Below are 25,345 nucleotides of genomic sequence, written 5' to 3'. Positions count from 1 at the left end.
CCCCGGTCACCATGACCGGGGTCGTGCCGTTTCCGGGGGTGGAACAAATGCCTGCCGCGCGAAGTTGCCGAGCATGAGAACGAAACGAGCGGAAAAGGAATCGTCATGCCGAGCCCGGAGATGCAGGAGTTCATCGAGCTGTTCGTTCAGCAGCGGGCGGCCCGGCCCGCTACCAGGCCGTCGATCGAGGAGCTGCGGGCGAATTTCCTGCCCGCGGGCAAGCGCTACGACATTCCCGAAGATGTTCGGGTGAGCGAGGTTTCGGACGCGGGCGTGCCCGCCTACTGGGTGGACGCGCCGGGCGTGGCGGAGGATCGCGTGCTCGTCTACGTGCACGGCGGCGGCTTCTCGATCGGATCCCTGGCCAGCCACGGCGAACTGGCGGCACGGCTGGGCCGAGCCGCCGGGGTGCGGGTGCTGTTCCCGGAGTACCGACTGGTTCCCGAACATCCGTTCCCGGCGGCGTTGGAGGATGTCCGGGCGCTGTGGCGGTGGCTGCGCGAGGAGCAGGGCGTGCCCGCGAGTTCGATTGCCCTGGCCGGTGATTCGGCGGGCGGCAACCTGATCACGGCGCTGCAGCTGGAGCTGCGCGACGCGGGTGCGGAACTGCCAGCGGCGGCGGTGCTGGTGTCCCCGGTGCTGGATGTGACCGCTTCCGGCGCTTCCGTGACCGAGCGCGACGGGCAGGACGTGATCTTCACTCCGGACATGCTCAGGGGCATCTACGCCGGATATCTGGACGGCGCCGATCCTCGGAATCCCGCTGCCTCACCGCTTTTCGGCGAGCTCACCGGGCTGCCGCCGCAGCTGATCCAGGTCGGGACCGCCGAGCTGATCCTCAGCGATTCGGAGCGCTTCGCGGTGGCCGCGCAGGCCGCGGGGGTCGATGTGGCGCTGAATGTCGGTGAAGGACTGCCGCACGCCTATCCGCTGATGCGCGATACCCCCGAGGCCGCCGCGGCCACCGAGGAGATCGGGGCCTTCCTGCGCAAGCACCTCGGCTGAGGGCTTGTACGAGCACCTCGCTCGGGACTCAGCCGAGTGTCGGGGTGTCGTAGAGGGTGAAGCCACCCTTGCCGTCGGTGTCCACGCCGAGGAAGCGATCGGCGTGGAACGGGTTGTTGGCCAGCAGCCGGACGACGGTGTTGTCCGGGTCGATGATGTCGAGCGCCGCCCCGTACTCACCGCGGTCGAACACCTCGCTGCGCGTGTACTCCAGCTCGTCGGCGCGGGCGGCGAAGGCGTGCAGCTCGTCCACCGATTCCACCTCCAGCGCGAACACGTCGAAGCCCCCGAAATCCGGCTGCCCGGCGCAGTATTCGCGCTCGCGCACCGCGATCCCGAATCCGGACGGATGCATGAGTTGCGCGCCGCGCAGTTCGCCCTGCTCCCGGAATTCCCCGGCGAGCCGCAGATCCAGCAGATCGCAGTAGAAGGCGACACTGCGCGCCAGATCGGTGACCGGCAGTTTGACGTGGCGGATGCGCATGGGTGCCTCCTGGTGGGGTGCGTCGTGGTGGCAGGCTACAGCGCGAACCCCTCCCCGGGCGGGAATCAGTGTCCGGTGAGGTGCAGGTAGGCGGTGTCGAGCGGGATGTCGACCGCGAACCAGGCGGCGGGGCGGTCGTCGTCGCGCGGGCACCAGGCGGTCGCCACGCACAGGCGGGCGATCTCCCCGGTGGCCAGCCCGGGCAGTTGCCAGGCGATCGCGGCCGGATCGCGGTAGCGCACACCGTATTCGGTGTGGGCGTCGTCGCCGTCTGCGGGCAGCACATCGGCCCAGTCGGCGGGCAGCAGGCGGCCGTCGGCGGCCTGCATGGCCAGCAGTTCGGTGTCCGCGCCGCCGATCGACACCATGAAGTGCTCGTTCTCGACGCTGACCGCGGCCAGGCATTCGCCGGAGTCGGGGCCGCCGCGCGCGCCGGCGGGCAGATCGGTCAGTTCGGCCCCGACCGTCAGCCCGGGCACCGCGGTGTGTGCCGTCACCTGCCAGATGCCCGCCCACATCGGGACCGGGGCGCCGCCGTCCCAGGCCGGCAGCTCGATCCTGCCGATCAGCAGATCGACCGTCGCCGCGCGACGCTTCCAGCGGTGCAGCTGCGGGCCGTTCGGCAAGCGCCACACGGTATCCGGCGCACTGGGCAGCACCTCGTCGCCGAGCGCGACCGAGAACCCCACGATGCCGAGGGGCGTATCGATCACGGCGGGACGGCGGTCCGCCCGATCCAGGTGGTCGGTGGGAAGCATGGGTCAATCATGCGCGCCGCCGTGGACGGCCGCGCGGGCCGGTGCACTGGCGTTGCGAATGGTCTGCTGGTATACGGGAATTCGGCTGGACGGACACGAAGTGACAGGGGCATCGGCGATGCGACTCGATCCCGGGGCGGATTTCGCTGGATTCAGGATCGAGCGCGTCCTCGGGGCGGGCGGTATGGGGGTGGTGTACCTGGCCCGGCATCCGCGCCTGGATCGGGATGTCGCGTTGAAGGTATTCGGCGGCATGGCCATCGGTTCGGCGATGCCGCTGGACTCGAAGGGGCGGGCGCGATTCGATCGGGAGGCCGCGCTGGCGGCGCGGCTCGAGCATCCCGATATCGTCCCGATCTACGACCGCAGCGCGCCGGAGGACCAAATCCCTTGGCTCTGCATGCGATACATCAATGGCGGCGATGTCACTGCGCTGATGGAACGGGCGGGCGGGCGGCTGGCCGCGGCGGACGCGGTGCGATTGATCGAGGACGCGGGCAGCGCGCTGGACTACGCGCACCGACAGGGCGTCGTGCATCGCGATGTGAAACCGGCGAACATCCTGGTGGACCTGTCGGATCGGGAGACCGGTCGCGCGGTGCTCACCGATTTCGGGATCGCGCGGGCCTTCGACGACACGCTGACCCTCACCGGCACCACCGCGACCGTCGCCTATGCCGCGCCCGAGCGTTTCGGGGAGACGCCCGCCGACCATCGGGCCGACATCTACTCGCTGGGCTGCGCGTTCTTCGAGATCCTCACGGGCAGGGTGCCGTTCGCGCGTTCGGATCAGGCCGCCGTCATCTCGGCCCATCTCACCGCGCCGCCGCCGCGGCCCTCGGAACTGTGGCCGGATCTGCCGGCGGGATTGGACGAGGTTATCGCGACGGCCATGGCCAAGGACCCCGAGGACCGCTACCCCGACTGCACCACGTTCGCGGCGGCCGCGCGGGCCGCGCTCGACGCCCCGCCGCTATCGGCCGGTGCCGGATCGCCGCGGAATATCCACTCGGAAACGACGATTCGCTCGGCACACCCGCCCCGGGTGCGGGCGGCGCGGGTGAAACCGGCCCCCGACGGTCGCGGATTGCGCGAGCGGGTCATGGATTTCGTCACGCTGCTGGCCGGATTGCTGGCGGTCATCGGATCGGTGCTGCTCACGGCCGGTCTGATGGCGCCGTTCATTCGATACAACGAGGCCGACCAGGACGTGGATTACGCCATCTACCAGGGACATTACTTCGTGATATGCCTGGCGGCGGCCGCCTGGATCACGGGATCGACGGCGGGACTGCGGGTGTTGTTCCCGGGGTTACCCCGCGAGGTCAGCGCCACGCTCATCCTCGGCGCGGCTGTGGCGGGGGCGTGGGTCACCGTCGTGCTGCTGCGCCTCGACCACCTGTGGACCCATGACAGCTACGCGCTGGTCGGGGATGCGATACGCGGCGCGTCCGGTCAGGGGATGGTCGCCCTCGGCGCCGGGGCCCTGGTGGTCGCGGGCGTCGTCGCGGCCACCGCGCTCATGCTCGGCGACTCCCACGACATCGGATTCCAGCTGCCGCGCGACGCGTCTTCGATTGCGACCCTGGTGCTTTCGCTCTTCGGGTGCGCGGTCCTGAGCCGCGTTCAACTGCCCGGCGGGGACGTATGGCACTTCCTGCGCCACGACTACACCTGGATGATCACCTCGGCCGCGGTCCTGGCGGCGCTCCCGGCCCTCGCGGCATTCCTGCGCCCGCACAATGTCTTTCGTTCGCTCACCGTGGGCTGGGCGCTCGGCGGCGTGGCCATCTGTTTCTTCCTCTATTCCCAGGGACAGAATCTCGATGACACCGGGGTGCCCGCGGGCGGCAATTCCGCCACTGTCCCGGCGATCCTGTTCGCGGTCAGCCTGCTCGGCTTGATCGTGGTCAACGGTGTCGCGCTGGCCAAGTCCAGACACTGACGAACCCGGGCGCGGCCTCATCGCCGCGCCCGGGTTCGTCGATCACCTGCCGGTTATAGGTGCGCTCTACCGGCTGTAGGTGTGCTCCGTTGTACGCCAGTCGGATTCGTCGTACCACTGGGCGTACTTGTCATTCTTCTTGCGGCCGGTGCGGCCCGGCCACCAGGCGGCGCGGCCCAGCAGGGCGGTGATCGCCGGGGTGAAGAACATCGCCATGACGAAGGCCGAGATGGCGATGCCCACCGAGATGGCGAAGCCCATCTGCGACATCACGGTGCTGCCCGCGAGCATCATCGAGGCGAAGGTGCCCGCCAGGATGACGCCGGCGGCCGCGATGGTCGGGCCGGTGTGGCGCAGGCTCAGCGCCGCCGCGGTGCGAGGATCGTTGCCCTGCTTGGATTCCTCGCGCAGCCGGGCCACCATGAGGATGTTGTAGTCGGTGCCCAGGGCCACCACGAACATGTACATGATCACCGGCAGCGAGAAGATCAGGCCCGAATTGCCCTGCGCCTTCTGGAAGACCAGCACCGCCGCGCCGAGGGTGGCCGCGAAGCCGAGTCCGACCGAGGCCATCAGGTACCAGGGTGCGACCACGCTGCGCAGCAGCAGCGCCAGCACCACGGCGATGAGCAGGGCGGCGACCGGGAAGACCACCTTGTAGTCGTGCTCCATGGCGGCCTTGAAGTCGACGAAGACCGAGGTCAGACCGCCCACGTAGGCAACGGTTCCGGACGGGGCCGACGCGTGTGCCACCTCGCGCAGCGGGCCGCGGACCGTGTCGAGGGCCGCGTCGGATTCCGGCTGAGCGGTCAGCGTCACCTGGAATTCGGCGACCTCGCCACCCTTGGACAGCCGCGGATCCGCGACCTGACCCACACCCGGCGTGGCGGCCAGCGCCTTGCGGAAGGTGTCGAGCTGCGCCTGGCCGACCGGGGCGTCCGAGCGCAGGTAGACCAGCGACGGCTGGGTCGCGCCGGCGGGCATGCCCTTGAGCAGTTCCTTGCTGTAGACCGAGGATTCGGCGGTATCGGTGGTGGAGCCGGAGCTCATGTCGAAGGTCGGGTGGAAGCCGAGACCGGCGACGCTCAGGGCCACCAGGATCGCGCCGGAGGCGACGGCGAACACGCCGGGCCGCTTGCCGAGACCGCGGCCGAGGGCGGCGAACAGGAAGCCCTTGGGCTCCCGCTTCCAGGCCTTGGAGGGCCAGAACACCTTGGTGCCCAGCTTGGAGACGATGGCCGGAACCAGGGTCAGTCCCGCCAGGGCGGTCACCGCGACGGCGATCGCGAGGGCCGGGCCCAGCGCCCGGAACATGCCCAGGGTGGACAGCGTCAGCGCCATGAAGGCGATGATGACCGCACCCGCGGCGGAGGCGATGGCCTCGCCGACGCGGGTGACCGCGCTGATCATGGCGGTCTTGGGATCCTCACCGGCGCGCAGGCGCTCCCGGTAGCGGAACATCAGGAACAGGATGTAATCGGTTCCGACACCGAACAATACGACCGTCAGCAGCGAGCTGACCGAGCTGTCCACCTTCAGGTCGAAGGACTTGGCGACCATGGCGATCAGGCCGCCGACCATGCTGGAGACCGCGCCGATGGTGATGATCGGCAGCAGCGCGATGACCGGGCTGCGGAAGATGATCAGCAGCAGCACCAGGATCAGCACCACCGTGGCGATGCCGATGATGGCCATGCCCTTCTCGGCGGATTCGGTCTGGTCCAGCGTCTGGGCCGCGATGCCGGTGATGCCGGCCTTCAGATCGGTCCCGTCGACCTTCTTCTTCAGTTCGTCGCGCAGCGCTTTCACCGCGTCGGACTGGAGCTTGTCGCTGGGATCGGTCACCTTGGTCATCTGCACCGCGATGACCTGGATCAGGTGGTTCTCCGACGGGGGAGTGACCTGAATCCCGGTGACGCCCTTGACGTTCAAGCTGGTCAGGTCGCTCGCGGCGGCGGTGATGGCGGCCGAGTCGCTGGCGGTGAGCGGGGCGCCGTCGGCGCGCTCGGCCACGATCAGGGCCGCCGGCGTCGAATCATCCGGGAAGGCCTGCTGCTGCAGCTCCATCGCCTGCACGGATTCGTAATGTGAAGGCAGGAAGGCGGATTGGTCGGTGGTGGGGGTGAGTTTCGGCGCCAGGCCGACCACCGCGATGGTGGCGATCAGCCAGAGGGCTATCACCTTCCACGGGTGGTTGACGGCAATGCGCCCGAGTAGAGCGAACATTGGGGGCTTTCCTTTCCTACTGGCCGGTCGCGGTAGCCGCGGCAACCCGGACGCTGGAGTCGCTGAGGTCGTTACGGGAGCTACTGTCGCCAGCCGCGCTGACACCGGGCTGATACGCCGCTGACACCGGCTCGGGCCCGGCGGCGCCGAGCGAATGCGCACGCTGTTCGCAACTGTGAACGGTGTGCGCTACCTTGGGTGAGGTCGGCTCGGCAGGGGGAGGAACAGCGGAATGTCGGAAGTACCAGCGGTTTCCACGGTGTGGGCTCGCCCGCCGCGTCGTGAGCGTCCCGGCCTGACCGTCGAGCGCATTGTGGCCGAGGCGATCTCGCTCATGGACGACGAGGGGCTGGAGGCGCTGACCATGCGCGCCCTCGGCGTGCGGCTACGGGCGGGCGCGACCTCGGTCTACCGGCACGTCGCCAATCGCGAGGAATTGCTGGAGCTGGCGGTCGATCACGTCTTCGGCGAAATCGACGTCCCGGCATGCGACGCGCCGGGCCACTTTCGCGCCACCGTTATCGAATGCGCGGAGAGCGTGCGCACCATGGTGCTGCGGCATCGGTGGATCGCGGGCGTGATGCCGGGTGTGGGCCTGCACTACCTGGGCCCGAATGTGCTGCGGCTCAACGAGAGTCTGATGCGGGTCTTCGACGCCGTGGACTATCCGGCGGACGAGGTCGACACCGCCATCGCGACGGTGCTCGGCTATGTGGTCGGGATGTCCTTCGCGGAGGCGGCGTGGCTGGCCAAGGTCGAGCAGGGCGGCAAATCCGAGCAGGAGTGCGTCGAGCAGCTGCTGCCGGTGCTGGAACGCGCGGTGGCCTCGCATCCCCGGGTGGCGGCGGCGATCGTGGCGCGGGGCGAGACCGATGTGCGCGCCGGTCGGGAGGCCAAGTTCCGCTACGGGCTCGAGCGCGTCCTCGACGGCCTGACGCTGCGGTTCCGACATAGCGCGGCGAGCGAGGCCGACGCATGAGCGAGCGGGTCACCAGCCTGTACGGGCGTGAGCGGGAACTGGATCGGATCGACACCCTGCTGCGCAATGCCGAGGCCGGTCGCAGCGGGACAGCCGCGGTGATCGGCCAGCCGGGCGAGGGCAAGACCGCGCTGCTCGACCACGCCGCCGCCGCGGTGGGCGAATCCTGGCAGATCCTGCGGTGCATCGGGGTGGAGACCGAATCGGAGTTGCTGTTCGCCGGCTTGCAGTGCCTGCTCGGTTCCGCGCCCGGGGGTCTGGCGAAGCTGCCCATCGATACGCTGCCCGAGACCCAGGCCGCCGCCCTGTGCGCCGCCATCCAATTGTCGCCCCCGGCAACGCCGATCGATCGCTTCCAGGTCGGGCTGGCCACGCTCTCGCTGCTGTCCGAGTTGTCCGCGGCCGGGCCGGTACTGTGCCTGATCGACGACGCGCAGTGGCTGGACAAGGCGACGGCCGACGCCCTCTGCTTCGCCGCCCGCAGGCTCGGGGAGGAGGGCATCGTGCTGCTGTTCGCGGCCCGGCCCGAGTTCCCGGTGCCCGGCGTGTGCGCCCTGCATCCGGCGCCATTGTCCGATGAGGCCGCGCGCGGATTGCTGCGCGAGCACTGGCCGGAGCTGGAAACCGAAGCGCTGGAACGGGTGCTCGCCGAGGCCATGGGAAATCCCCTGGCGCTGAAGGAACTTCCGCGCATGGCGCCGGATGTGCTGGCCGTCGGACCGCTGCCGCTGCCGGACCGCCTGCGGGCCGGATACGAACGGCGGATCGCCGAGCTGCCCGAGGCCGTGCGGACCGCGCTGCTGGTGGTGGCCGCGGAGGAGACCGGTGATCTCGGTCTGGTGCTGCGAACGCTGACCGAGCTGGATCTCACCGAATCGGCGCTGGCACAGGCGGAATCGGCCGGGATGGTGGTCATCGATCAGTGCGGTGTCCGCTTCCGGCACCCGCTGCAGCGAGCCGCCGCCTATCACAGCGCCGGTTTCACACAGCGGCGCGCCGCCCATGCCGCGCTCGGTGCGGCGCTGCGTGACGAACCTGATCGCCGCGCATGGCATCTCGCCGCCATCGCCACCGGGCCCGACGAAACAACCGCTGCCGCACTGGAATCCGCGGCCGAGCACGCTCGGGAGCGGGCCGGGTATTCGGCCGCCTCCGCGGCGATGGAGCGCGCGGCGCAGCTCACCCCGGATCTGGATCGGCGTGGTGCGCGGCTGGTGCTGGCCGCCGAATGGGCCGCCGAGGCGGGCCGCACCGACCGGGCGCTGAAGCTGGGTCAGGCCGCCGACCGGCTGCCCTTGGCGCCGACGTGCCGGGCCCGGCTCGATGCCGCCCGCGCCCTCATCGCGTACGACGACGGTGCGCTGGGCCGTGCCCGTGACCTGTGGACGCAGGCCGCCGCCGAGGCCGCGGAGACCGCGCCCGAACAGGCCGCGATCATGCTGATCCAGGCGACGCGGGCATCGTTCACCCAGGGAGATCTCTGCGGAGCGCGCCGATCGCGGGACCGGCTCGACGAACTACGCCTGCCCGATGCCGCGCGAGCGCCGCTGAAAAGTGCCTTGGACGGCCCGTTCTCACTGGTCGCGGGCAATCGCGTGGACGGCATCCGGATGATCCGCGCGAATGTGGCGATCAGCCGCGCGATGACCGCGGACGAGCCGTCGCTGCTGCTGGCGCTGGCGGCCCAGGCCATGCTCATCGGCGACACCGCCGACGCCCGTGACATCACCTTCCGGATGGCGGAGGAACTGCGGGCGCGCGGCATGATCGGCTGGTTTCCGGCCGTCACCGTGTTTCTCGGCAATGCCGAGCTCATGCTGGGCCGGTTGCGCGAGGCGGAGGCGGCGCTGAACGAGGGTCTGCGCATTGCCCGAGACATCGATCAGCAGAGCCGCGTCGCCCACGCCGAGGCGCTGCTGGCCCTGCTCGCGGCCATCCGCGGCGACGAACAGCGCTGCCGCGAACTGGCCGAGCGTGGAATGCGCTCGGCAGCAGTCGATTTCAACTTCATCGACGTCACACATTGCGAATGGGTGCTCGGCCTGCTGGATCTCGGTCTGGGCCGATACGAGACGGCCCTGGACCGCCTGGAAACCCTGCACCGGACCCCGGACCGCGTGCGCGGCCAATGGCTTCACCTGCTCCGCGACCTGGTCGAGGCCGCCGTACGCCTGCGCAGCCCTGAACGCGCCGCACCCGCCATGGCCGAAATCGAGGACTGGGCAAGGGATCTGGATGCCCCCTTCGCCGAGGCCATCCTGCTCCGCAGCCGGGCGGCCCTGGAAGGCGACGGCGACGCCTACGAGCGCGCCCTGAAACTCCAAGCGGCGGACAATCTCTGGTACGACCACGCCCGCACCACCCTGCTCTATGGCGAATGGCTCCGCCGCGAACGCCGTCGCGCCGACGCCCGTGTCCAACTCCGCCGCGCCGTCGAAACTTTCGACCGCCTGGGCGCCACCATCTGGGCCGACCGCGCCCGCACCGAACTCCGAGCCACCGGCGAGGGCGCCACCCCGGCAGCGGTTACCGACCTGACCTCCGCCCTGACTCCGCAGGAGCTGCAGGTGGTCCGCCTCGCCGCCGCCGGTGCCACCAACAAGGAGATCGCCGCCCGCTTGTTCCTCAGCCCCAAAACCGTTGGCCATCATCTTTACCGGGCCTTCCCCAAACTTGGCGTCACCAGCCGCGTGGAACTGGCCCGCCTCGGCCTGGCCTGACGGCCTCACTCCACCTCGGCGAGGAATGCTGCGACGCGGTCGGCTATGCGTTGCGGGAATTCGCCGTTGAGGGCGTGGGTGGCGTCGGGCCAGACTTCTACCCGGCTGTCGGAGAGAAGGGTTCGGGCTCGGTCGGCCATGCGGTCGGGGTTGTGGACGATGCTGCGGCCCGCGAAGATCGCCAGGACCGGGATGTCGATGGCGGCCAGGTCGGATTCGGCGGGGATCTTCGTCATCGGCAGAGTGGCGTGGAAATCGCGCATGCCGGAGGCGATGAGACGGCCCTCGGGGAGGTCGCGCGGGGCCTCGACGCCGCCGGATATCCAGCTCAGCAACGCATCTCGCCAGCGTTGGGGCATGCCGGGCAGGACCGAGCCCATGGAGACGGCGATCATCTTCCAGCTGACCGGACCGAACACCATCGGGGCGTCGAGCAGCGTCAGTGAGGCGGCGTGGCGGGGCGAGTGGATGGCCAGGTTCACCGCCGACCACCCGCCGATCGACACACCCAGCACGTGCACGCGGTCCAGCCCCAGCCCGTAGAGACTCTCATCGAGCCAGCTCGCCTGATCCGCGGCATCGGCAATCTCGGCGCGCTGCACACTCATTCCCGGTTCGCCGAGCAGATCGAGCGTAATGATGGGCCGCAGCGCCATCAGGCTCGGCAGATTCGCGGCCCACATGGGCGTTGCCGCCTGCCGCCCGGGCAGCAGTACCAGTGGCCTGCCCGTCGCCGAGCCGAACCGATAGGCACGCACCGTGCCCAGCGTGGTCGGCAGATCCGTGATCAGCGTCGGTTCGGGCAGCGCCGCCATCCCGTCCAGGTATGCGGCCCGGTACCGCTCGAATCCGGCCTCATCGCGAAAGTGACCGATTCCCTTGTGCTTCCACCGCCCACCGATATTCACCTCGGGCAGTCCGATCGTCGTCATCACCGGCTCCTAGCTGTTCGGCGGGTATCGGAATCCATTCGCCCCATTGCCGTTCCGACGCTAGTAATCAGCGCTCCCGGGCGGTATCGGGTGAGTTCCCTACTTCCAGCTGGGACGCCACGTGGGCATCGCCTGCCCGGCCACCAGGGCGGTGAGGGTGATGGCGAATCCGACGGTCTGCCAGGTGGTCAGGGTCTGGTTCAGGAAGAGGAAGCCGACGATTGTGGCGACCAGGGGGTTGGTGGCGGAAAGGAGGGAGATCGAGGTGGGGGCCAGGCGCTGGATGCCTCGGAACCACAGGGTGTAGGCGATGACCGTGGCGAACAGGCCGATGTAGGCGAAGCCGAGGAGGTTCGAGGCGGTCAGGGTGGTGGGGAGGCCCTCGACGGCGAGGGTGAGGGGTGTGAGTACCAGGCCGCCGACGGTCAGCTGCCAGCCGGCCATGGTCAGGGGCGGGACCGGGGAACCCCACTTCTTGCCCAGGACGATGGCCAGGGCGACCAGGGTGATCGCGGCGAGCATGGCGGCCACGCCGATCGGGTCGGGCAGGGTGCTCGCGGTCATGGTCATCAGGGCGACGCCGCCGATCACCGCGACGGAGGCGAGGAGGACAGTGCGCGGGGTTCGGGTGCCCAGCAACGGGAGTGCGAGCCCGGCGACGATCAGCGGCTGCAGGGCGCCGAAGGTGGCGGCCAGGCCGCCGGGCAGGCGGTAGGCCGCGAAGAACATCAGCGGCAGGAACGCGCCGAAGTTGAGCATGGCGAGAACGGTTGTCTTCCACCACCATTCGCCGCGCGGCAGGGTGCGGGTGAAAGCGAGCAGCACGAGTCCGGCTGGGAGAGCGCGCATTGCGCCGGCCAGCAGCGGGCGATCGGGCGGCAGCAGTTCGGAGGTCGCGGCGTAGACGGTTCCGAAGGCGGCGGGGGCGAGCGCGGTGAGGGCGATATCGCGCAGGGAGCTCGGCACGCGAGCGGGAGCGACGGAGGCGGTGGGAGCGGTGGGGTGTGCGATGGCGACCATGTGTCGCGGCCTCCTCTTCATCAGGTAATCTCGATGTCGAGATAAAACCACTCCAACAATGTCGATGTCAACTCTCTCGACATCGAGATAAGGATCGATCGCATGGACAGCGTTGACCTGATCATGGATCTGTGGCGCGCGGAATCGCCCGATCTGGCCGATGACCTGTGGCCCGTGGGCATCGTCGGCCGCATCCAGCGCCTGGCCCGCGTCCTGGACAAGGCGCTCAAGGACTTCTATGAAGAGCACGACCTGGAAGTGTTCGAGTTCGACGTGCTCACCACGCTGCGCCGCTCGGGCCCGCCCTACGAGCTCACCGCGGGCGCGCTGCTGAAGTCGGCCATGGTCACCTCGAGCACGGTCACCAACCGCATCGACCGCATGGAGGCCAAGGGGCTGGTCGAACGCGTCCGCGACGACCGCGACCGCCGCTCGGTCCGCGTCCGCCTCACCGACCACGGCATGGAGGTGGTGGACCGCGTCTTCCGCCTCCACCTCGCCAACGAGGCCCGCCTGCTACCCGACTACGCCCCCGCCGAATACGAGACCTTCACCGCCGAACTACGCCGTCTCAGTGAACATTTCGGCGATCAACTCGACCGCGGTACCGCTACCGGCGAAGCGGCCACCACCGCCGCTTCGGAGCGGTGAGGGCGGGTCGGCGCAGGCTGGCCTGTTCCAGCCAGTCGGGCAAGGGTTCCCGGGCGGCCAGCCAGGTGGGCGGTGGGCCGCCGGTGTGGGTGGCGACGATGCCGCCGACGATGGCGCTCGTGGTGTCGGTATCGCCGCCCGCGGCCACGCAGGTCGCGATCGCGGCGCGGTAGTTGCCGAGATGGGTTGCGGCGACCCACAGGCTGAAGGGGACGGTGTCCTGTGCGGTCACCCGGACGCCGGTGCCGAGTTCGGCGGCGGCCTGCTCGGCGGAACCCCCGAGCAGCGCGCGGGCGCGGTGGATCAGGCCGGCTGTCTCGCTGCGGGGCAGGCGCTCGAGGATCGTGGTGATGAATTCGTCCGGGGCCGGGCTGATCTCGGTCAGGCGGGCTTGGGCCGAGCCGGCGGCCGCCAGGGCCACCGCGATCGCCCCGATCAGCCCCTCGAGATGGGCGTGGGTCACTTCGGCGGACCGGATCGCCTCCGCCACAACCCTTTCCGGATCTCCGGCGTAGAAGGCGCCCAGCGGCGCGACCCGCATGGCCGCGCCATTGCCGCACGAGCCCTGACCGCCGAACGCCGCCGCGCTCACTTCCCGCCAGTGTGCGCCGCGGCGGATACGGCCCAGTGAATCGACGGTCATGAAGCCGTAGTCGCGGCGCTGGTCGATGCGCTCGGCGAAGGCGGCCGCCAGCCGATCCTGGTCTATCGCGCCGTGTTCGAACAGCTCGGCGGCCACCGAGCAGGCCATCTCGGTGTCATCGGTCCACTCCCAGCGGCCGGGCGGCAGATCCCCGGTGTGGAGATCGGCGAGCGGGCGGCGGAGCACCGGGAATTCGGCCCCGACCGCGTCCCCCACGGAGAGTCCGTTCAGTGCGTCGAGCATCAGGTCGGCATGCATCGAGACCGATGTTAACCAAGGCAGCCGACACAATTCGATCACGGTGCGAATGGTGCGAATTCGGCCCCCGCAAGGATTTCGTAAAGATGTTGTCGGGGGTTCGCGGCGGGCCTAGCGTGTGGTTGTCGAACATCTGCGGTTCCAGGGGGTGGGGTTGATGGCGGCGGACGTGATCGGCAAATACGCGCGGGTTACGGCCGCTATCACGCCCGGCCATCTCGGCGAGGTAGTGATCGAGGTGCGGTTCGGGACCGAGCGGTTCCTGGCCCGTGCCGCCGACGGTGAGTCGACGATTCCCAAGCATGCCCAGGTGCTGGTGACCGACAGTCTGGGTGGTCGCACTGTCGAAGTCGTACCCGTGAAATGAAGGTGCATCGTGGACGTCCTGGTCTTCGTAGTGGTCGGGGCCGCAGTCCTTTTGCTGGCATTGCTGTTCACTCTGTTTCGCATGGCCTGGCGGGTCGCCGAACCCGATGAGGCGCTGATCATCTCGGGCTTCCGGGCCGGGACCGGGCCGGGCGGCTCGGGGGAGAGCATGGGATTCCGCATCGTCACCGGGCGCGGCTGCCTGGTCGCCCCCGGGCTGACCAAGGTGCGGCGAATCTCGCTGGAGGCGCACGAATCCCAGATCGTGGTGCCGTGTGTGAGCCGCCAGAAGATCAATCTGGCCCTCACCGGGGTGGTGATGTACAAGGTCGGCGACGATTACGGCTCGATCGCCAATGCCGCCCGCCGCTTCCTGGACCGGCCCGCGGACGAGCTGGAGACCAAGGTGCAGAACGTCTTCATCGGTCACCTGCGCGCCATCGCGGGCTCGATGACCGTGGAGGACATGATCAGTGATCAGGACAAGTTCTCCGAACAGGTCCGCGACCGCTGCTCACACGAGATGGAATCCTTCGGCCTGGTGATCGACTCGTTCCAGATCCAGTCCATTGCCAGCGAGTCGAATTACATTGCCAACCTGGCGGTTCCGCATCAGGTGGAGGTCGAGCAGCACGCCCGCATCGCGCGCGCCCAGGCCGAGCGCGAGGCCATCGCCTCCGAACAGGCGGCCCAGGCGCAGGTGGCGCTCGCGGTGCGCGACACCCAGATCAAGAAGGCCGGATACCAGGCCGAGGTGGATCGGGCCACCAAGGAATCCCAGCAGCAGGGCCCGCTCGCCGAGGCGACCGCCCGCCAGGCGGTGGTCGAGGTCGCGACCCGGGTCGCGCAGTTGGAGGCGCAGCAGAAGGAGCAGCAGCTCCAGGTCGAGATCCGCAAGCCCGCCGACGCCGAGGCCTACCGGCAGACCACGCTCGCCACCGCCAGCCGCGACGCCCGCATCAGCCAGGCCGAGGCGGACGCGCAGGAGACCCGGTTGCGCGCGGAAGCCGCTGCGGCGCAGACGAAGATGCAGGCCATCGCCGAGGCCGAGGCGATCAAGGTGCGCGCGGCCGCGCAGGCCGAGGCGACCCGGCTCACCGGTCAGGCCGAGGCCGACGCGATTCAGGCGCGCGGTCTGGCCGAAGCCGAGTCCGTGCGCGCCCGCATGGCCGCCGAGGCGGCGGGTATCCAGCAGCGGGCCGAGGCGATGAGCAAGAACCAGGAGGCGGTGATCGCCCAGCAGGTCGCGGAGAATCTGCCGGAAATCGTTGCGGCGGCGGCGAAGCCGTTCGAGCACGTGGGGCAGTTCACGGTGCTCAACGGCGCGCAGGGTGTCACCTCGGCGCTGGCCGAGATCATCCAGCAGGCGGGCACGCTCACCTCGATGGCGCGGGAATCCCTGCTGCCCGCTTTGAAGGTCGAGCCGGCCGCGTCCAACGGGGAGGCGAAGCTGTCCTCATAGTTCCGGTCGCGTGTGCGCCGCCGCCCATTCCTTGCTCCAGGTCAGGACGGCGGCGAGCACGGGTTCCAGCTTCGTTCCGATCGGTGTCAGGGCGTAGCGGATCTCGACCGGGCGGGCGACGGTGACCTGTCGTTCGACGACCTCCGCGGCCTCGAGCTCCTTGAGCCGCTGCGACAGCATCGCATCGGTGATGCGCGGAATGCGCTCGCGCAGCTCATTGAACCGGGCGGGGCCTGCCAGCAGGTGCTGCAGGATCACGCCGGTCCAGCGCTTGCCGATCAGCTCGATCGCGGAGTGGAAGTCCGGCTCGCTCATGCCCCTATCTTTACATGACGTAGTTACTATCACACTTGATAGTGCGCTATGAAATCTATAGCGTCGGCGGTATGAGTCGGATCGATATCGGGATCGCGTCGCTGAGTGATGTGCAACCGAGGACCGTGGACGGGACGCCCCGCACCGTCGCAGAGCGGATTGAGCAGATTGTGTCGCTCGGAGTGCTGGCCGATCGGCTGGGACTCGATCACATGGGGGTGGGTGAGCATCACAATGAGGACTTCGCGGTGTCCTCGCCGGCGGTGGTACTGGCCGCTATTGCCTCCCGCACCAAGCGAATTCGGCTGACGAGTTCGGTCACCACGCTGGGCGCGCTCGACCCGGTCCGCGTCTACCAGGACTTCGCCACCCTCGATCTGTTGAGCGCGGGCCGGGCCGAGATCACCGCCGGCCGCAGCGCCTATCCGGAACCGTTCACGCTCTTCGGCGCGGATATGAGCCGCTACGACGACCTGTTCGCCGAGAAGCTGGACCTGCTGCTGCGCATCCGCTCGGAGCCGAGGATCAGCTGGCGCGGAGAGTTCCGGCCGGAGCTGGACGACGCGGCGATCACCCCGCGTGCGGTACAGGATCCGCTACCGGTATGGCTCGGCGTCGGCGGCACTCCCGCCAGTGCCGCCCGTGCCGGAAAGCTCGGCCTGCCGATGATTCTCGGCTACATCGGCGGCCCGTACGAACGCCTGCGCCCGCTGGCCGAGATCTACCGCGAGGCCGGTGAGCAGTCCGGCAATGCCGACCGGCTCCGTCTCGGTGTGGCGCTTCACTACTTCGGCGCGCCGACCATGGCCGCGGCCGCGGAAACCTACCCCTACTACTACGATTTCCTCCGCCCCAAACACCCCGGCGGCGGCGGATTCACCGTCACCCCAGCGCAATTCCAGCACGGCCTGCGGCCGGGGCAACATCTGATGATCGGCACCAGCGATTACGTCGCCACCAAACTCGCCGAGCTGTACGAGGTCCTGCGCTTCGATCGCGTTCAGGCACTGGTCGACTGGGGCGGCCTGCCCCGGCAATGGGTCGAGGACTCGCTGCACCGCCTGGGTGAGGAGATCGCCCCGGCGCTGCGGCCGATCAGCGGGATCGCCGATGGACCGGCGCCGGTCGGCCGGGTAAGCCCGATTCATGACTCAATCGATCGGCCCGCTGCTTCCCGCTGATGAGGGTTTCAACCATCAGATAGCGGACACCTTCGGCACCGTCGCCAGCAATGATCTGTCCTGGACGGAGAAGGTGTGCGCCATGGCGGCGGCGCGGGATGGCAGTCTGCAGTTGGGTTTCGGGCTCGGCAAGTACCTCAACCGCAATGTCATGGACGGGTACGCGGGGATCTCGCGGGGCGTCGAGCAGATCACCGTGCGGGGCAATCGCGAACTGCTACCGGAACCGGATCGCACGGTGGTCGGGCCGGTGCGGTACGAGGTGGTCGAGGCGTTGCAGAGCATTCGATTCATTCTGGAGCCCAACGATATTCAGCCGATCTCCTTCGACTGGACCTTCACCGCGGAACTGCCGCCGCAACTGGAGGACCGGACGCATATGCGCACCGGGTACCGGGTGTCGGCCGATCTGGTGCGCTACCACCAGATCGGCGTCGCCTCGGGCTGGGTGGAGATCGACGGCGAGCGCACCGAAATCACGCCGGACGCTTGGGTTTCCACGCGTGATCACTCGTGGGGTGTGCGCTACGACGTCGGGCAGCCGCGCCCGGACGTGCAGGCGATGGAGCTGCCCCCGGAGGTGTCGTTCCGCATGATCTGGTCCCCGATCCTGCTGGAACGACCCGACGGCAGCCGCTACGGCATGCACCTGCACTACCAGATCATCGAGGTCACCGGGTATTCCTCCAAGACCGTCATGGGCGGCCTGCAATACCCCGACGGCCGCACCGTGCGCTGGCGCGACCTCACCCCGGAACTGCGCTTCCACAAGGACAATCGCCGACTCCTCGGCGGCCGCATCCACGCCACGGATGTCGACGGCACCACCCGCACCCTCGAAATCGAGGTCGTCTCCGACACCGGCTTCCACCTCGGCGCGGGCCTCTACCACGGCTTCGACGGCCGCTACCACGGCGAATGGCAAGGCCCCGGAACGCATTTGGACGGCGAACGCATCGCCGACTGCTCCACCTACGACAACGCCCGCCGCCTGCACCAGATCCGCGACACCGTCGTACGTGTCACCGACCCGGTGGGCGGCGGCATCGGCTACGGCAACTGCCAGCCCATCATCACCGGCGGCGATCCCGTCCTGGGCCTGAGCATGGACAGCAGCTTCATGTAGAGGGTGCCCGCGGTGCTTGCCGAGTACGAATGATGTTGCGGTAGTTGGTCGCCGAGGTGTCGAACCAGCGGTGGCAGGCGCGGGAGAAGGCGCTCTGTTCGCTGAAGCCCAGTAGGGTCGCGAGGCGGCCGAGGGGGAGGTCGGTGTCGCGGAGGTAGCGTTCGGCCTCGGTGCGGCGGGTCTCGTCGATGAGCAGGGTGAAGCTGGTGCCCTCCTCGGCCAGGCGGCGCTGCAGGGTGCGGGGATGGACGGCCAGGTGGGCGGCGATGAGATGGCGGTCCACGCTGGCGGTGGGCAGCAGTTGCCGAATGAGTGCTCGGACGGGGCCGGCGATGGTGCGACCCGGGGGCGGGGTGAGCGAGTCGAGGTAGGTCTCGACGACGGTGCGGACGGCGGTGTCGGCGGCCAGCGGGCGCACGAGGTCCTCCGGGCGCATCAGGAATCCGCTGAACGGCTCGACGAAACGCACTGGGCAGCCGAAGTATTCGCGATAGTCGTGTTCGGGTGCCAGCGGACGGTGGGGGAGATGCACGGAGATCGGGGTGTAGGTCCGGCCGATGATGGTCCGGGCGGTGCGCATCGCGACGCCGAGCGCGAGTTCGATGCTCTGCGGGTGCGGCGGCAATCCCTCCACGAGCACCCGGAATTCGCAGCGTACGGCCGATGTTCCGGCGGGCTGCGCCATGCTCGCCGCGATCGCGGGGGTGTAGACGGCCAGATGCCGGCTCAGTGCCGCGAAGGCCGCGCCGGTGGTCGGCGCCGTGCGGGCCGCCGCGGCCAGCGGGCCGAGGATCTCGATCCCCTGCCGGGCGGCCAGCCTGCGCCCGAAATCAATGGTCCCGGTGGTTTCGGCCGCGAGTTCCAGGGCCGCCGCCACGGCTCGGAAGCTGAGGAACGATTCGTGGTCGCCGATCGCCGCGCGGGAGATCGCCATGGCCGTCAGCAGTGTGTCCGGGTTCGCGCCCAGCTCGGTGACGAGCTCGGGGTAGCCCTGCAGCGCGGTGCCGCGAATCAGCGCGATGTCCCCGTGAATCAAGAACCTGTCTCCTGACGTCAAGCCGAGCTCCGACCATCGGCTCAGTATGTAGCTAGATATTCGCTAGATCGCGACTTTCGCTCCGTAGTTCTTGCTGTGCCCACAGCGAAACCAAACCGGGAGGATGCGGTGTCCAGCAGTTCGAATGCTCGGCGGATCAGGATTGTCATGGCGGTGGGGCTGGTGGCCGCGCTCGCCGTGGCCGCGGCGGCCTGCTCGTCGAATTCCTCGGATTCGTCCTCGACGACGAGTTCGTCCGCCCCGCCGTCCGCCGATGATCTGGCGGTGCAGGCCTACGTGTACAGCTATCCGCTGGTGACGATGGAGGTGACGCGGCGGCAGCAGACCAATGTGCCCGCCCCGAATCCGTCGCTCGGCGTCGCGCCGATGAATCAGCTTGCCCCGCTAAACTTCCTGCCCGACGCGAATTTCACCAAGGTGGTGCGGCCGAATGTCGACACGCTCTACGCGTCCATGCTCTTCGACGTGTCCAAGGAGCCGTTGATCGTCAGCGTGCCCGATATGCACGGGCGGTATCACCTGTTCCCGCTGCTGGATATGTGGACGAATGTCGATGCCGCGCCGGGCTCGCGGACCCTCGGCGCGAATGTCGGCGCTTACAAATTCGCCATTGTCGGCCCGAATTTCCACGGCAGTCTGCCCGAGGGCGTGCACGAATATCGTTTGCCCACCGACTCCGGCTGGATGCTCGGCCGCATCATGGTCGACGGTCCCGAGGACGTCCCCAATGTCGTCGCCATCCAGAACGAGATGTCGATAGTCCCGCTCAGCGCATACGGCACCGCCTACACCCCGCCGCAGACCAGCGAAACGCACGCCGACTGGCCCAAGAATGTGGAGGTCGCCAAGTACATTCACGACCTGACGCCCCAGCAGTACTGGGATCTGTACTACAGCAGCCTGTCTCACAACCAACCCCGTCCCGACGACAAGGCCTTCCTCGACAAGATGGCCTCGATCGGCTGGACGCCGGACAAGCAGCTGGACCTGAACTCCCTGCCGACCGCCGAACGCACCCGCTGGGAACAGGCCTGGCCCAAGGCGCTTTCGCAGATCGAGGTCATCCCGGGCAAGGACGAGGTCAACGGCTGGAAGATCAACCGCAGCGGAATCGGTGACTACGGAACCGATTACGCCAATCGTGCGGCCGTCGACTACATCGGTCTGGGCGCGAACCTGCCGCAGGACGCGATCTACCCCGCCACCACCGTCGACGCGAATAACACCCAACTCGACTCCGCCAACCCCTATGTCCTGCACTTCGCGGCGGACAAAATCCCGCCCGTGCAAGGGTTCTGGTCGCTGACCATGTACAACGACCGCGGCTTCTTCATCGCCAACCCGATCAACCGCTACGCCCTGCGCGGCGAGCACCTCACCAAGAACCCCGACGGCTCCGTCGACATCTACATCCAACGCGAAAACCCTGGCCCGGCAAAGGAACCCAACTGGCTCCCCGCCCCCGCCTCCGGCCCCTTCAACCTCCTGCTCCGCACCTACTGGCCCGGCCAAGCCGTCATCGACGGCACCTGGAACCCGCCCGCCGTCACCCGAACCAACTGACCCCCGGGAGCCGTTCGGGCAGCCCACCTCTCCTGCCCGAACGGCCCGAGACCGGCGATTGCGCTCGGCGCCGTGGCAAATCGGCGACACGCTGAATTGGGTGGGGTCGGGACCGGTGGTTCCTCCGATAGCGTCGGGTCGGTTCGTGCTCGTCCCGGTGATCTTCTCGGAGGAGGCGATGCGTCAGGTGCGGTGGCCCCGGGCAGTGATCCTGCCGTCGCTGATCGTGTGCGCCATGATGGTCGGCCCGGTGAGGGCGACGGAGGCCGAAGGCGGGCCGGTGACCGATGCCGCGGAGATCGTTGCGCTCAATCTCGAGGGGGCCGGGGCGGTTGTCGCGTTGACGGCGGGCCGGTTTGTGGAGGATCAGGCCAGTCATGCGGTGGATGTGGTGGACGAGTCGGGGAGGTGGCTCGAACGACTGCCGTTGGGGCTGCGGGTTGATGGTGAGACTCGCGTCTTGAAGCTTGTGATCGACGGTGGCGGTCGGCAATTGGCGGCGAGGGTCGAGGGGGGATTGCGGGCAGGGGCGACCGTTGTCGCTGATTTGGTGCGGCAGGGTGGGGTGCTCGGCGATGCCTGTTTGGAGCGTGGACTGCCCGCTGCCGTGGTGCCCGCGCTGGTCGGGGCGATTACCGGTGCGTTGACCGGTGTGCTCGGCGGGCCCATGGGGATTGTGACCGGTGCTGCGCTGGGCGGGCTGTCCGGTGCGTGGACCGGATTCACCAACGGGTGTACGCAGGGGGTGCTGGAAGCCTTGCAGCCCACCGGATTCGAGGGCCGTCTGCCGGTTCATCGGCTTCGCCAAATTCAGCCGAGCTGAACTGCTAGTACCGCTGGCGGTAGTACTCCGGGGATTCGCCGAAGATGGACTTGAAGTCGCGGATCAGGTGGGCCTGGTCGGCGTAGCCGAGTTCGAAGGCGAGCGCCGACCAGTGGGGTTCTTCGCCTCGGGCCAGGCGTTCGGTCAGGTCGTGGAGGCGGTAGCGGCGGATCACCCATTTGGGCGGGACGCCCACATGTTCGGCGAAGGCGCGTTGCAGGGTTCGGGTGTTGACTCCGAAGCGTTCGGACAGGGCCGCGACCGTGGTTACGCGGGCGTCGCCGGTGATGGCGGCCAGGGCGGCCTCCGCTATCGGCGCGCCCTCCGGCTGTGGTTGTGCGATGGCCACCAGGCAGGCGCGGAGGTAGTCCTCGATCGCGGCGATGGTCGGTGCTTCCGGGGGCGGCACCGGAAGGCATTGGGACGCAGGCAGTTCCCGGTCTGTGATGGTGGCGAGCGGGGCATCGAGGAAGGGGCGGAAGCGCGCCGGACGGAAGGCGATGCCGGTGACCCGGCCGTCGCCCGCCAGAATCTTGGTCTGGTGGCGGGTGCGCACGCCGTTCAGGACCGCGCCGTCGTCACCGAACGTGAGATGCACGTTGGGGAGCGGGACGATCAGTTGGCGGTAGGGGGTTTCGTAGTGCCATTCGACCGTCCAGAAGTGCGAGACGTACGGAGCGAGGTCGGGGGAGGGGGTGAGGCGGGTATGGCGTTGGGACTGCTGCCACGCGCCGGCCAGTTCGCGAGAATCTCTCACCGCCGGGCCGGATTCTGTCGCGTTTGTTCAATCCCCCGGGTCAGGGCGGTTGATTGACTCGAATCCATGAACCCCAGTGAACTTCCCGCCCGCGCCGCACAGACCATGCGCACCATTATCGACGCGATCAAACCCGATCAACTGGACGCTCCGACCCCGTGCCGGGAGTTCGATGTCCGTGCGCTGATCAGCCACCTCCTGCATTGGAGTCCGGTACTGGAAGGCGCTGGGAACAAGAAGCCCACGCCCGCCCTCGACGGTCCCGAGACCGGACACACTCCGGACGACTGGGCGCGCGTGCTCGAATCGCGAGTCACCGCCACCGCCGACGCTTGGAGCGCCCCCGCCGCGTGGACCGGGTCGGCCCCCTTCGACACCGGCGAACTCCCGGCCCACCTGGCGGGCGGCATGGTGATCACCGAACTGGTGATCCACGGCTGGGATCTGGCGAAAGCCACGGCACAGCAACCGATCTGGGATAACGACCTGCTCGGCTACCTCTACGACGAGACCAAGAACACCGCCGAGACGGGCCGCCAGATGGGCATCTACGGCCCCGAAGTCCCGGTCCTCTCCGCCAGCTCGCTGATCGACCGCATCGTCGCCCTCACCGGCCGCGATCCCCACTGGAAACCCTGACATACCAAGCATATTCGCCGGGCAGGGGCTCACTGCCCCTCGCGGAGGGGTGCTCCGACGTGGTGCAGATGTCGCAGTGCCTCTCGGTAGGAAGCGATCAATCCCGTCTCGTGGTAGGGCACACCGAGTTCCGCGCAGTAGTCGCGGACGATCACCTGGGCGTGACGCAGGTTCGGGGTCGGCATGTTCGGGAACAGGTGGTGCTCGATCTGGTAGTTGAGTCCGCCGAGCGCGAGGTCGATCAGCATGCCGCCCCGTACATTTCGTGAGGTTAGTACCTGCCGGCGCAGATAGTCGGGGCGGTCGTCGCCGGTCAGGGTCGGCATGCCCTTGTGGTTCGGGGCGAAGATGCAGCCCATGTACAGGCCGAACAGCGCCTGGTGGACCACCAGGAACGCGATCGCCTTGTCGGCGGGCAGGACCGCGAAAAGCGCTACCAGATAGGCGATGAAGTGGCCGAACAGCAGCGCACCCTCCAATCCGCGGCGCTTGACCGATCGATTTCGGAGCGCCCGGACACCGGCCACATGGAGGTTCAGGCCCTCCAGCATCAGCAGCGGGAAGAACAGGAACGCCTGCGACCGCGCGAGCAGACGAGGCAGACCCCGGCTGCTCCTCGCCTGCCGCTGGGACCAGACCAGAATGTCCGGCGCGACATCGGGATCGAGCTCCTCGTGGTTCGGATTGGCGTGATGGCGGGTGTGCTTGTCCTGCCACCACCCGTACCCCAGGCCGATCCCGGCATTGCCGACTATCCGGCCCACGACCTCCGTCGGCCGCCGCAGCCGGAAGACCTGCCGATGCGCGACATCGTGCATGACGAGCGCGACCTGAGCGCACGCCACGGCCATGAACGCCGCGACCAGAAGCGTCCACCACGAGTCGCCCAGCAGGAAGAACACCGCCCAACCGGCCGTGAAAGCGACACCGACGAGGCTGAGCCGGACCGCGTAATAGCGGGGCCGCCGATCCATCAGTCCCGCCTCGGTGACCCGGCGCAACAAGCGGGCGTAATCACCGTCGCCGCCCCGCCGCGATGATCGTGAAACTGACTCGGGAACCGAAGCCGATATCGTCATGAATCGTCCTGAGAGCTAGTCGGAGCTGACGATTCGAAGCTATCGACGGGATTCTCGTTCGCTGTAATACCTTGGTATGACATGCAATCGGGACCGTGGTAGCGGACCCGGTCGGGCGGCGGCCCATCTTCATACCGATCGCTAACTATTGGCTAACCACTGGTTAACCGGCTTCTCGATAACGTGTGAAGTGGTTGGGGAACCACTGAAAACACAAGCGAGAGTGAGTAAAACGAAATGCAGAAGTATCGTGCGGCCGCCGCTGTCGCGACCGTGATGACCGCGGGCGCGGTCGCCGGGGCCGGAGCCGCGCACGCGGGCGGCAATATCCCCGATCCGTACGCGGGCATGAACCGCGTGCTCGTCAGCGAGGCCTTCACCGACGACATCTCCTGGTGTTCGGCCGAGCATGAGCGCCTCGTCGGAGTCGTGAAGGATGCCGGTGGGATCGACTGCACCTACGGTCCCGCTGGGCAGCAACAGCTTTGGGCCTATTACACGCCTGACGCGCGACCGATCTCCGGTATGCAGGGCGGTCAGCCCGGCGGCGGCATGGGCGGCGGCCAGCCGGGCGGGAATCCGAGCGTCGAGATTCCGGGGACGGGCTCGGGTTCGGCGAGCAATCTGATCGCGATGATCATGCGATTGCTGGGAATCGCTCGATAGCGGTAACCGAGGAATTCTTTCAACTAAAAGGCGTTTTGCGCCCGGGGCGAGATTCACACCGACGTGCGACACGATCGCAAGTCCTGCGGAAATCGAAGGTGGACGGACTACGGTCGGCAACCGAACATTCACGAATTCGGACCACTGTCACTGCACGGCGGAAGGATTGGTGTGGATTCATCGGCAAAGCGCTGCCGGACCGTGTCCCGAATATTCGCGGGCGCGGCGGTGGCCGGGGCTGCGGTCGCGATGACGGCGTGCGGTGGCTCGGACGGGAAATCGGACCACCGGACGACGTCGTCGAGCGCAGCGGCCTCGACCACCACAACCACCGCCGGGGCGATCCCGCCTTCCCTCGGTCAGCCGTCGCGTCCCGGGACACCGGACCGAACCACCGGTCCCGCACAGCCATCCGCGTCCGCCAAGCCCTCGGCCGAGGCCGAACCCAAGGCGGGCGACCCGTGCCCGTACGACGGCTCGGGCAAGGGGCAATGGCAGTGGACCGGCGCGAAGTGGGTCTGCGTTCCCGTGGAGGCCCCCGGCGGCGGTATGGGTGGTGGTCAGCCCGACAGCGGCGGCGGTATGGGTGGAGGCCAGCCCGACAGCGGCGGCGGCATGGGTGGAGGTCAGCCGGAGGGCGGCGGTATGGGTGGTGGTCAGCCCGACGGCGGCGGTATGGGCGGCGGACAA

24 protein-coding genes are annotated in these 25,345 nt (G+C 68.4%); 14 read left to right on the top strand and 10 right to left on the bottom strand.

Annotation, left to right across the window (positions count from 1 at the left end; genetic code table 11):
- Positions 1 to 105 precede the first annotated feature (105 nt).
- Positions 106 to 1,005 (top strand): alpha/beta hydrolase, encoded by a 900-nt coding sequence (locus ON43_RS28415; RefSeq protein WP_040812404.1) that lies wholly within the window; start codon positions 106 to 108, stop codon positions 1,003 to 1,005.
- A gap of 28 nt (positions 1,006 to 1,033) precedes the next feature.
- Here the strand turns inward: ON43_RS28415 and ON43_RS45090 are convergent, their stop codons facing one another.
- A complete protein-coding gene (locus ON43_RS45090) occupies positions 1,034 to 1,489 on the bottom strand; it encodes a VOC family protein (RefSeq protein WP_051179382.1) in 456 nt (151 codons plus the stop codon).
- Positions 1,490 to 1,554: 65 nt separating this feature from the next.
- Positions 1,555 to 2,247: a hypothetical protein gene (locus ON43_RS45085; RefSeq protein WP_040812402.1), complete on the bottom strand. Its 693-nt coding sequence runs from the start codon at positions 2,245 to 2,247 to the stop codon at positions 1,555 to 1,557.
- Between the two features lie 118 nt (positions 2,248 to 2,365).
- Between ON43_RS45085 and ON43_RS42855 the strand changes: the two genes are divergently transcribed.
- Positions 2,366 to 4,192, top strand: coding sequence for a serine/threonine-protein kinase (locus tag ON43_RS42855; RefSeq protein WP_051179381.1), 1,827 nt, complete (start codon positions 2,366 to 2,368; stop codon positions 4,190 to 4,192).
- 66 nt (positions 4,193 to 4,258) lie between these two features.
- Here the strand turns inward: ON43_RS42855 and ON43_RS28395 are convergent, their stop codons facing one another.
- Complete coding sequence (locus ON43_RS28395; RefSeq protein ID WP_083913795.1) at positions 4,259 to 6,418, bottom strand: MMPL family transporter; 2,160 nt, start codon at positions 6,416 to 6,418, stop codon at positions 4,259 to 4,261.
- A gap of 232 nt (positions 6,419 to 6,650) precedes the next feature.
- Here ON43_RS28395 and ON43_RS28390 point away from each other — a divergent pair, with 232 nt between their 5' ends.
- Together ON43_RS28390 and ON43_RS28385 are read left to right on the top strand one after the other, a co-directional pair.
- Positions 6,651 to 7,397: a TetR/AcrR family transcriptional regulator gene (locus tag ON43_RS28390; protein ID WP_040812400.1), complete on the top strand. Its 747-nt coding sequence runs from the start codon at positions 6,651 to 6,653 to the stop codon at positions 7,395 to 7,397.
- Positions 7,394 to 10,117 (top strand): helix-turn-helix transcriptional regulator, encoded by a 2,724-nt coding sequence (locus ON43_RS28385; RefSeq protein WP_040812398.1) that lies wholly within the window; start codon positions 7,394 to 7,396, stop codon positions 10,115 to 10,117. The genes ON43_RS28390 and ON43_RS28385 overlap by 4 nt, the downstream gene beginning before the upstream one ends.
- Before the next feature lie 5 nt (positions 10,118 to 10,122).
- On the opposite strand, the gene ON43_RS28380 is transcribed toward ON43_RS28385, so the two are convergent.
- Both ON43_RS28380 and ON43_RS28375 read right to left on the bottom strand, forming a co-directional pair.
- Positions 10,123 to 11,049: an alpha/beta fold hydrolase gene (locus ON43_RS28380; protein ID WP_040812396.1), complete on the bottom strand. Its 927-nt coding sequence runs from the start codon at positions 11,047 to 11,049 to the stop codon at positions 10,123 to 10,125.
- Positions 11,050 to 11,148: 99 nt separating this feature from the next.
- A complete protein-coding gene (locus tag ON43_RS28375; protein ID WP_083913794.1) occupies positions 11,149 to 12,069 on the bottom strand; it encodes an EamA family transporter in 921 nt (306 codons plus the stop codon).
- A 102-nt stretch (positions 12,070 to 12,171) separates the two neighbouring features.
- Between ON43_RS28375 and ON43_RS28370 the strand changes: the two genes are divergently transcribed.
- The gene (locus ON43_RS28370; protein ID WP_051179380.1) at positions 12,172 to 12,720 is read left to right on the top strand and encodes a MarR family winged helix-turn-helix transcriptional regulator; all 549 of its coding nucleotides are present in this window, start codon (positions 12,172 to 12,174) and stop codon (positions 12,718 to 12,720) included.
- Here ON43_RS28370 and ON43_RS28365 read toward each other — a convergent pair.
- On the bottom strand, positions 12,680 to 13,621 hold the full coding sequence (locus ON43_RS28365) for an ADP-ribosylglycohydrolase family protein (RefSeq protein WP_051179379.1): 942 nt from the start codon (positions 13,619 to 13,621) through the stop codon (positions 12,680 to 12,682). The genes ON43_RS28370 and ON43_RS28365 overlap by 41 nt on opposite strands.
- 157 nt (positions 13,622 to 13,778) lie before the next feature.
- On the opposite strand from ON43_RS28365, the gene ON43_RS28360 reads away from it, so the two are divergent.
- Positions 13,779 to 13,988: an NfeD C-terminal domain-containing protein gene (locus ON43_RS28360; protein ID WP_086008042.1), complete on the top strand. Its 210-nt coding sequence runs from the start codon at positions 13,779 to 13,781 to the stop codon at positions 13,986 to 13,988.
- Between the two features lie 9 nt (positions 13,989 to 13,997).
- Positions 13,998 to 15,449, top strand: a complete 1,452-nt coding sequence (locus tag ON43_RS28355) for a flotillin family protein (RefSeq protein ID WP_040812394.1) — start codon at positions 13,998 to 14,000, stop codon at positions 15,447 to 15,449.
- Here ON43_RS28355 and ON43_RS28350 read toward each other — a convergent pair.
- Positions 15,444 to 15,764: a winged helix-turn-helix transcriptional regulator gene (locus ON43_RS28350; RefSeq protein ID WP_040812392.1), complete on the bottom strand. Its 321-nt coding sequence runs from the start codon at positions 15,762 to 15,764 to the stop codon at positions 15,444 to 15,446. The genes ON43_RS28355 and ON43_RS28350 overlap by 6 nt on opposite strands.
- A gap of 71 nt (positions 15,765 to 15,835) precedes the next feature.
- Between ON43_RS28350 and ON43_RS28345 the strand changes: the two genes are divergently transcribed.
- Complete coding sequence (locus ON43_RS28345; RefSeq protein WP_083913793.1) at positions 15,836 to 16,945, top strand: LLM class flavin-dependent oxidoreductase; 1,110 nt, start codon at positions 15,836 to 15,838, stop codon at positions 16,943 to 16,945.
- On the top strand, positions 16,911 to 18,071 hold the full coding sequence (locus ON43_RS28340; RefSeq protein ID WP_040812390.1) for an Rv3169 family protein: 1,161 nt from the start codon (positions 16,911 to 16,913) through the stop codon (positions 18,069 to 18,071). The genes ON43_RS28345 and ON43_RS28340 overlap by 35 nt, the downstream gene beginning before the upstream one ends.
- On the opposite strand, the gene ON43_RS28335 is transcribed toward ON43_RS28340, so the two are convergent.
- Positions 18,064 to 19,107, bottom strand: a complete 1,044-nt coding sequence (locus ON43_RS28335; RefSeq protein WP_245568791.1) for an AraC family transcriptional regulator — start codon at positions 19,105 to 19,107, stop codon at positions 18,064 to 18,066. The genes ON43_RS28340 and ON43_RS28335 overlap by 8 nt on opposite strands.
- Positions 19,108 to 19,236: 129 nt before the next feature.
- Here ON43_RS28335 and ON43_RS28330 point away from each other — a divergent pair, with 129 nt between their 5' ends.
- Both ON43_RS28330 and ON43_RS28325 read left to right on the top strand, forming a co-directional pair.
- Positions 19,237 to 20,691 (top strand): DUF1254 domain-containing protein, encoded by a 1,455-nt coding sequence (locus tag ON43_RS28330; RefSeq protein ID WP_157514221.1) that lies wholly within the window; start codon positions 19,237 to 19,239, stop codon positions 20,689 to 20,691.
- A gap of 145 nt (positions 20,692 to 20,836) precedes the next feature.
- The gene (locus tag ON43_RS28325; RefSeq protein WP_040812386.1) at positions 20,837 to 21,514 is read left to right on the top strand and encodes a DUF8020 domain-containing protein; all 678 of its coding nucleotides are present in this window, start codon (positions 20,837 to 20,839) and stop codon (positions 21,512 to 21,514) included.
- A 4-nt stretch (positions 21,515 to 21,518) separates the two neighbouring features.
- On the opposite strand, the gene ON43_RS28320 is transcribed toward ON43_RS28325, so the two are convergent.
- The gene (locus ON43_RS28320; RefSeq protein WP_040812384.1) at positions 21,519 to 22,271 is read right to left on the bottom strand and encodes a helix-turn-helix domain-containing protein; all 753 of its coding nucleotides are present in this window, start codon (positions 22,269 to 22,271) and stop codon (positions 21,519 to 21,521) included.
- A gap of 66 nt (positions 22,272 to 22,337) precedes the next feature.
- Between ON43_RS28320 and ON43_RS28315 the strand changes: the two genes are divergently transcribed.
- Positions 22,338 to 22,910 (top strand): TIGR03086 family metal-binding protein, encoded by a 573-nt coding sequence (locus tag ON43_RS28315; protein ID WP_051179377.1) that lies wholly within the window; start codon positions 22,338 to 22,340, stop codon positions 22,908 to 22,910.
- A 29-nt stretch (positions 22,911 to 22,939) separates the two neighbouring features.
- Here the strand turns inward: ON43_RS28315 and ON43_RS28310 are convergent, their stop codons facing one another.
- Positions 22,940 to 23,884 carry a fatty acid desaturase family protein gene (locus ON43_RS28310; RefSeq protein ID WP_245568790.1) on the bottom strand — a complete coding sequence of 315 codons (945 nt, stop codon included), beginning with the start codon at positions 23,882 to 23,884 and terminating at the stop codon, positions 22,940 to 22,942.
- Positions 23,885 to 24,226: 342 nt separating this feature from the next.
- Here ON43_RS28310 and ON43_RS28305 point away from each other — a divergent pair, with 342 nt between their 5' ends.
- Entirely contained in the window at positions 24,227 to 24,655 is a 429-nt protein-coding gene (locus ON43_RS28305) for a hypothetical protein (RefSeq protein ID WP_040812380.1), read from the top strand.
- 171 nt (positions 24,656 to 24,826) lie between these two features.
- Positions 24,827 to 25,345 (top strand): hypothetical protein (locus ON43_RS45080; RefSeq protein WP_157514220.1); only part of this gene is annotated, 519 nt, incomplete at its 3' end.

Origin of the sequence: Nocardia concava NBRC 100430 (assembly GCF_000308815.1) — a bacterium.
Classification (GTDB): domain Bacteria; phylum Actinomycetota; class Actinomycetes; order Mycobacteriales; family Mycobacteriaceae; genus Nocardia; species Nocardia concava.
This window is presented reverse-complemented; position numbering and strand designations above follow the sequence as displayed.

Excerpts from the sequence above, each read along its gene's own strand:
- ON43_RS28415 (WP_040812404.1), top strand. The coding sequence starts at position 106 with ATGCCGAGCCCGGAGATGCAGGAGTTCATCGAGCTGTTCGTTCAGCAG.
- ON43_RS45090 (WP_051179382.1), bottom strand. The coding sequence starts at position 1,489 with ATGCGCATCCGCCACGTCAAACTGCCGGTCACCGATCTGGCGCGCAGT.
- ON43_RS45085 (WP_040812402.1), bottom strand. The coding sequence starts at position 2,247 with ATGCTTCCCACCGACCACCTGGATCGGGCGGACCGCCGTCCCGCCGTG.
- ON43_RS42855 (WP_051179381.1), top strand. The coding sequence starts at position 2,366 with ATGCGACTCGATCCCGGGGCGGATTTCGCTGGATTCAGGATCGAGCGC.
- ON43_RS28395 (WP_083913795.1), bottom strand. The coding sequence starts at position 6,418 with ATGTTCGCTCTACTCGGGCGCATTGCCGTCAACCACCCGTGGAAGGTG.
- ON43_RS28390 (WP_040812400.1), top strand. The coding sequence starts at position 6,651 with ATGTCGGAAGTACCAGCGGTTTCCACGGTGTGGGCTCGCCCGCCGCGT.
- ON43_RS28385 (WP_040812398.1), top strand. The coding sequence starts at position 7,394 with ATGAGCGAGCGGGTCACCAGCCTGTACGGGCGTGAGCGGGAACTGGAT.
- ON43_RS28380 (WP_040812396.1), bottom strand. The coding sequence starts at position 11,049 with ATGACGACGATCGGACTGCCCGAGGTGAATATCGGTGGGCGGTGGAAG.
- ON43_RS28375 (WP_083913794.1), bottom strand. The coding sequence starts at position 12,069 with ATGGTCGCCATCGCACACCCCACCGCTCCCACCGCCTCCGTCGCTCCC.
- ON43_RS28370 (WP_051179380.1), top strand. The coding sequence starts at position 12,172 with ATGGACAGCGTTGACCTGATCATGGATCTGTGGCGCGCGGAATCGCCC.
- ON43_RS28365 (WP_051179379.1), bottom strand. The coding sequence starts at position 13,621 with ATGCATGCCGACCTGATGCTCGACGCACTGAACGGACTCTCCGTGGGG.
- ON43_RS28360 (WP_086008042.1), top strand. The coding sequence starts at position 13,779 with ATGGCGGCGGACGTGATCGGCAAATACGCGCGGGTTACGGCCGCTATC.
- ON43_RS28350 (WP_040812392.1), bottom strand. The coding sequence starts at position 15,764 with ATGAGCGAGCCGGACTTCCACTCCGCGATCGAGCTGATCGGCAAGCGC.
- ON43_RS28345 (WP_083913793.1), top strand. The coding sequence starts at position 15,836 with ATGAGTCGGATCGATATCGGGATCGCGTCGCTGAGTGATGTGCAACCG.
- ON43_RS28340 (WP_040812390.1), top strand. The coding sequence starts at position 16,911 with ATGACTCAATCGATCGGCCCGCTGCTTCCCGCTGATGAGGGTTTCAAC.
- ON43_RS28315 (WP_051179377.1), top strand. The coding sequence starts at position 22,338 with ATGAACCCCAGTGAACTTCCCGCCCGCGCCGCACAGACCATGCGCACC.
- ON43_RS28310 (WP_245568790.1), bottom strand. The coding sequence starts at position 23,884 with ATGGATCGGCGGCCCCGCTATTACGCGGTCCGGCTCAGCCTCGTCGGT.
- ON43_RS28305 (WP_040812380.1), top strand. The coding sequence starts at position 24,227 with ATGCAGAAGTATCGTGCGGCCGCCGCTGTCGCGACCGTGATGACCGCG.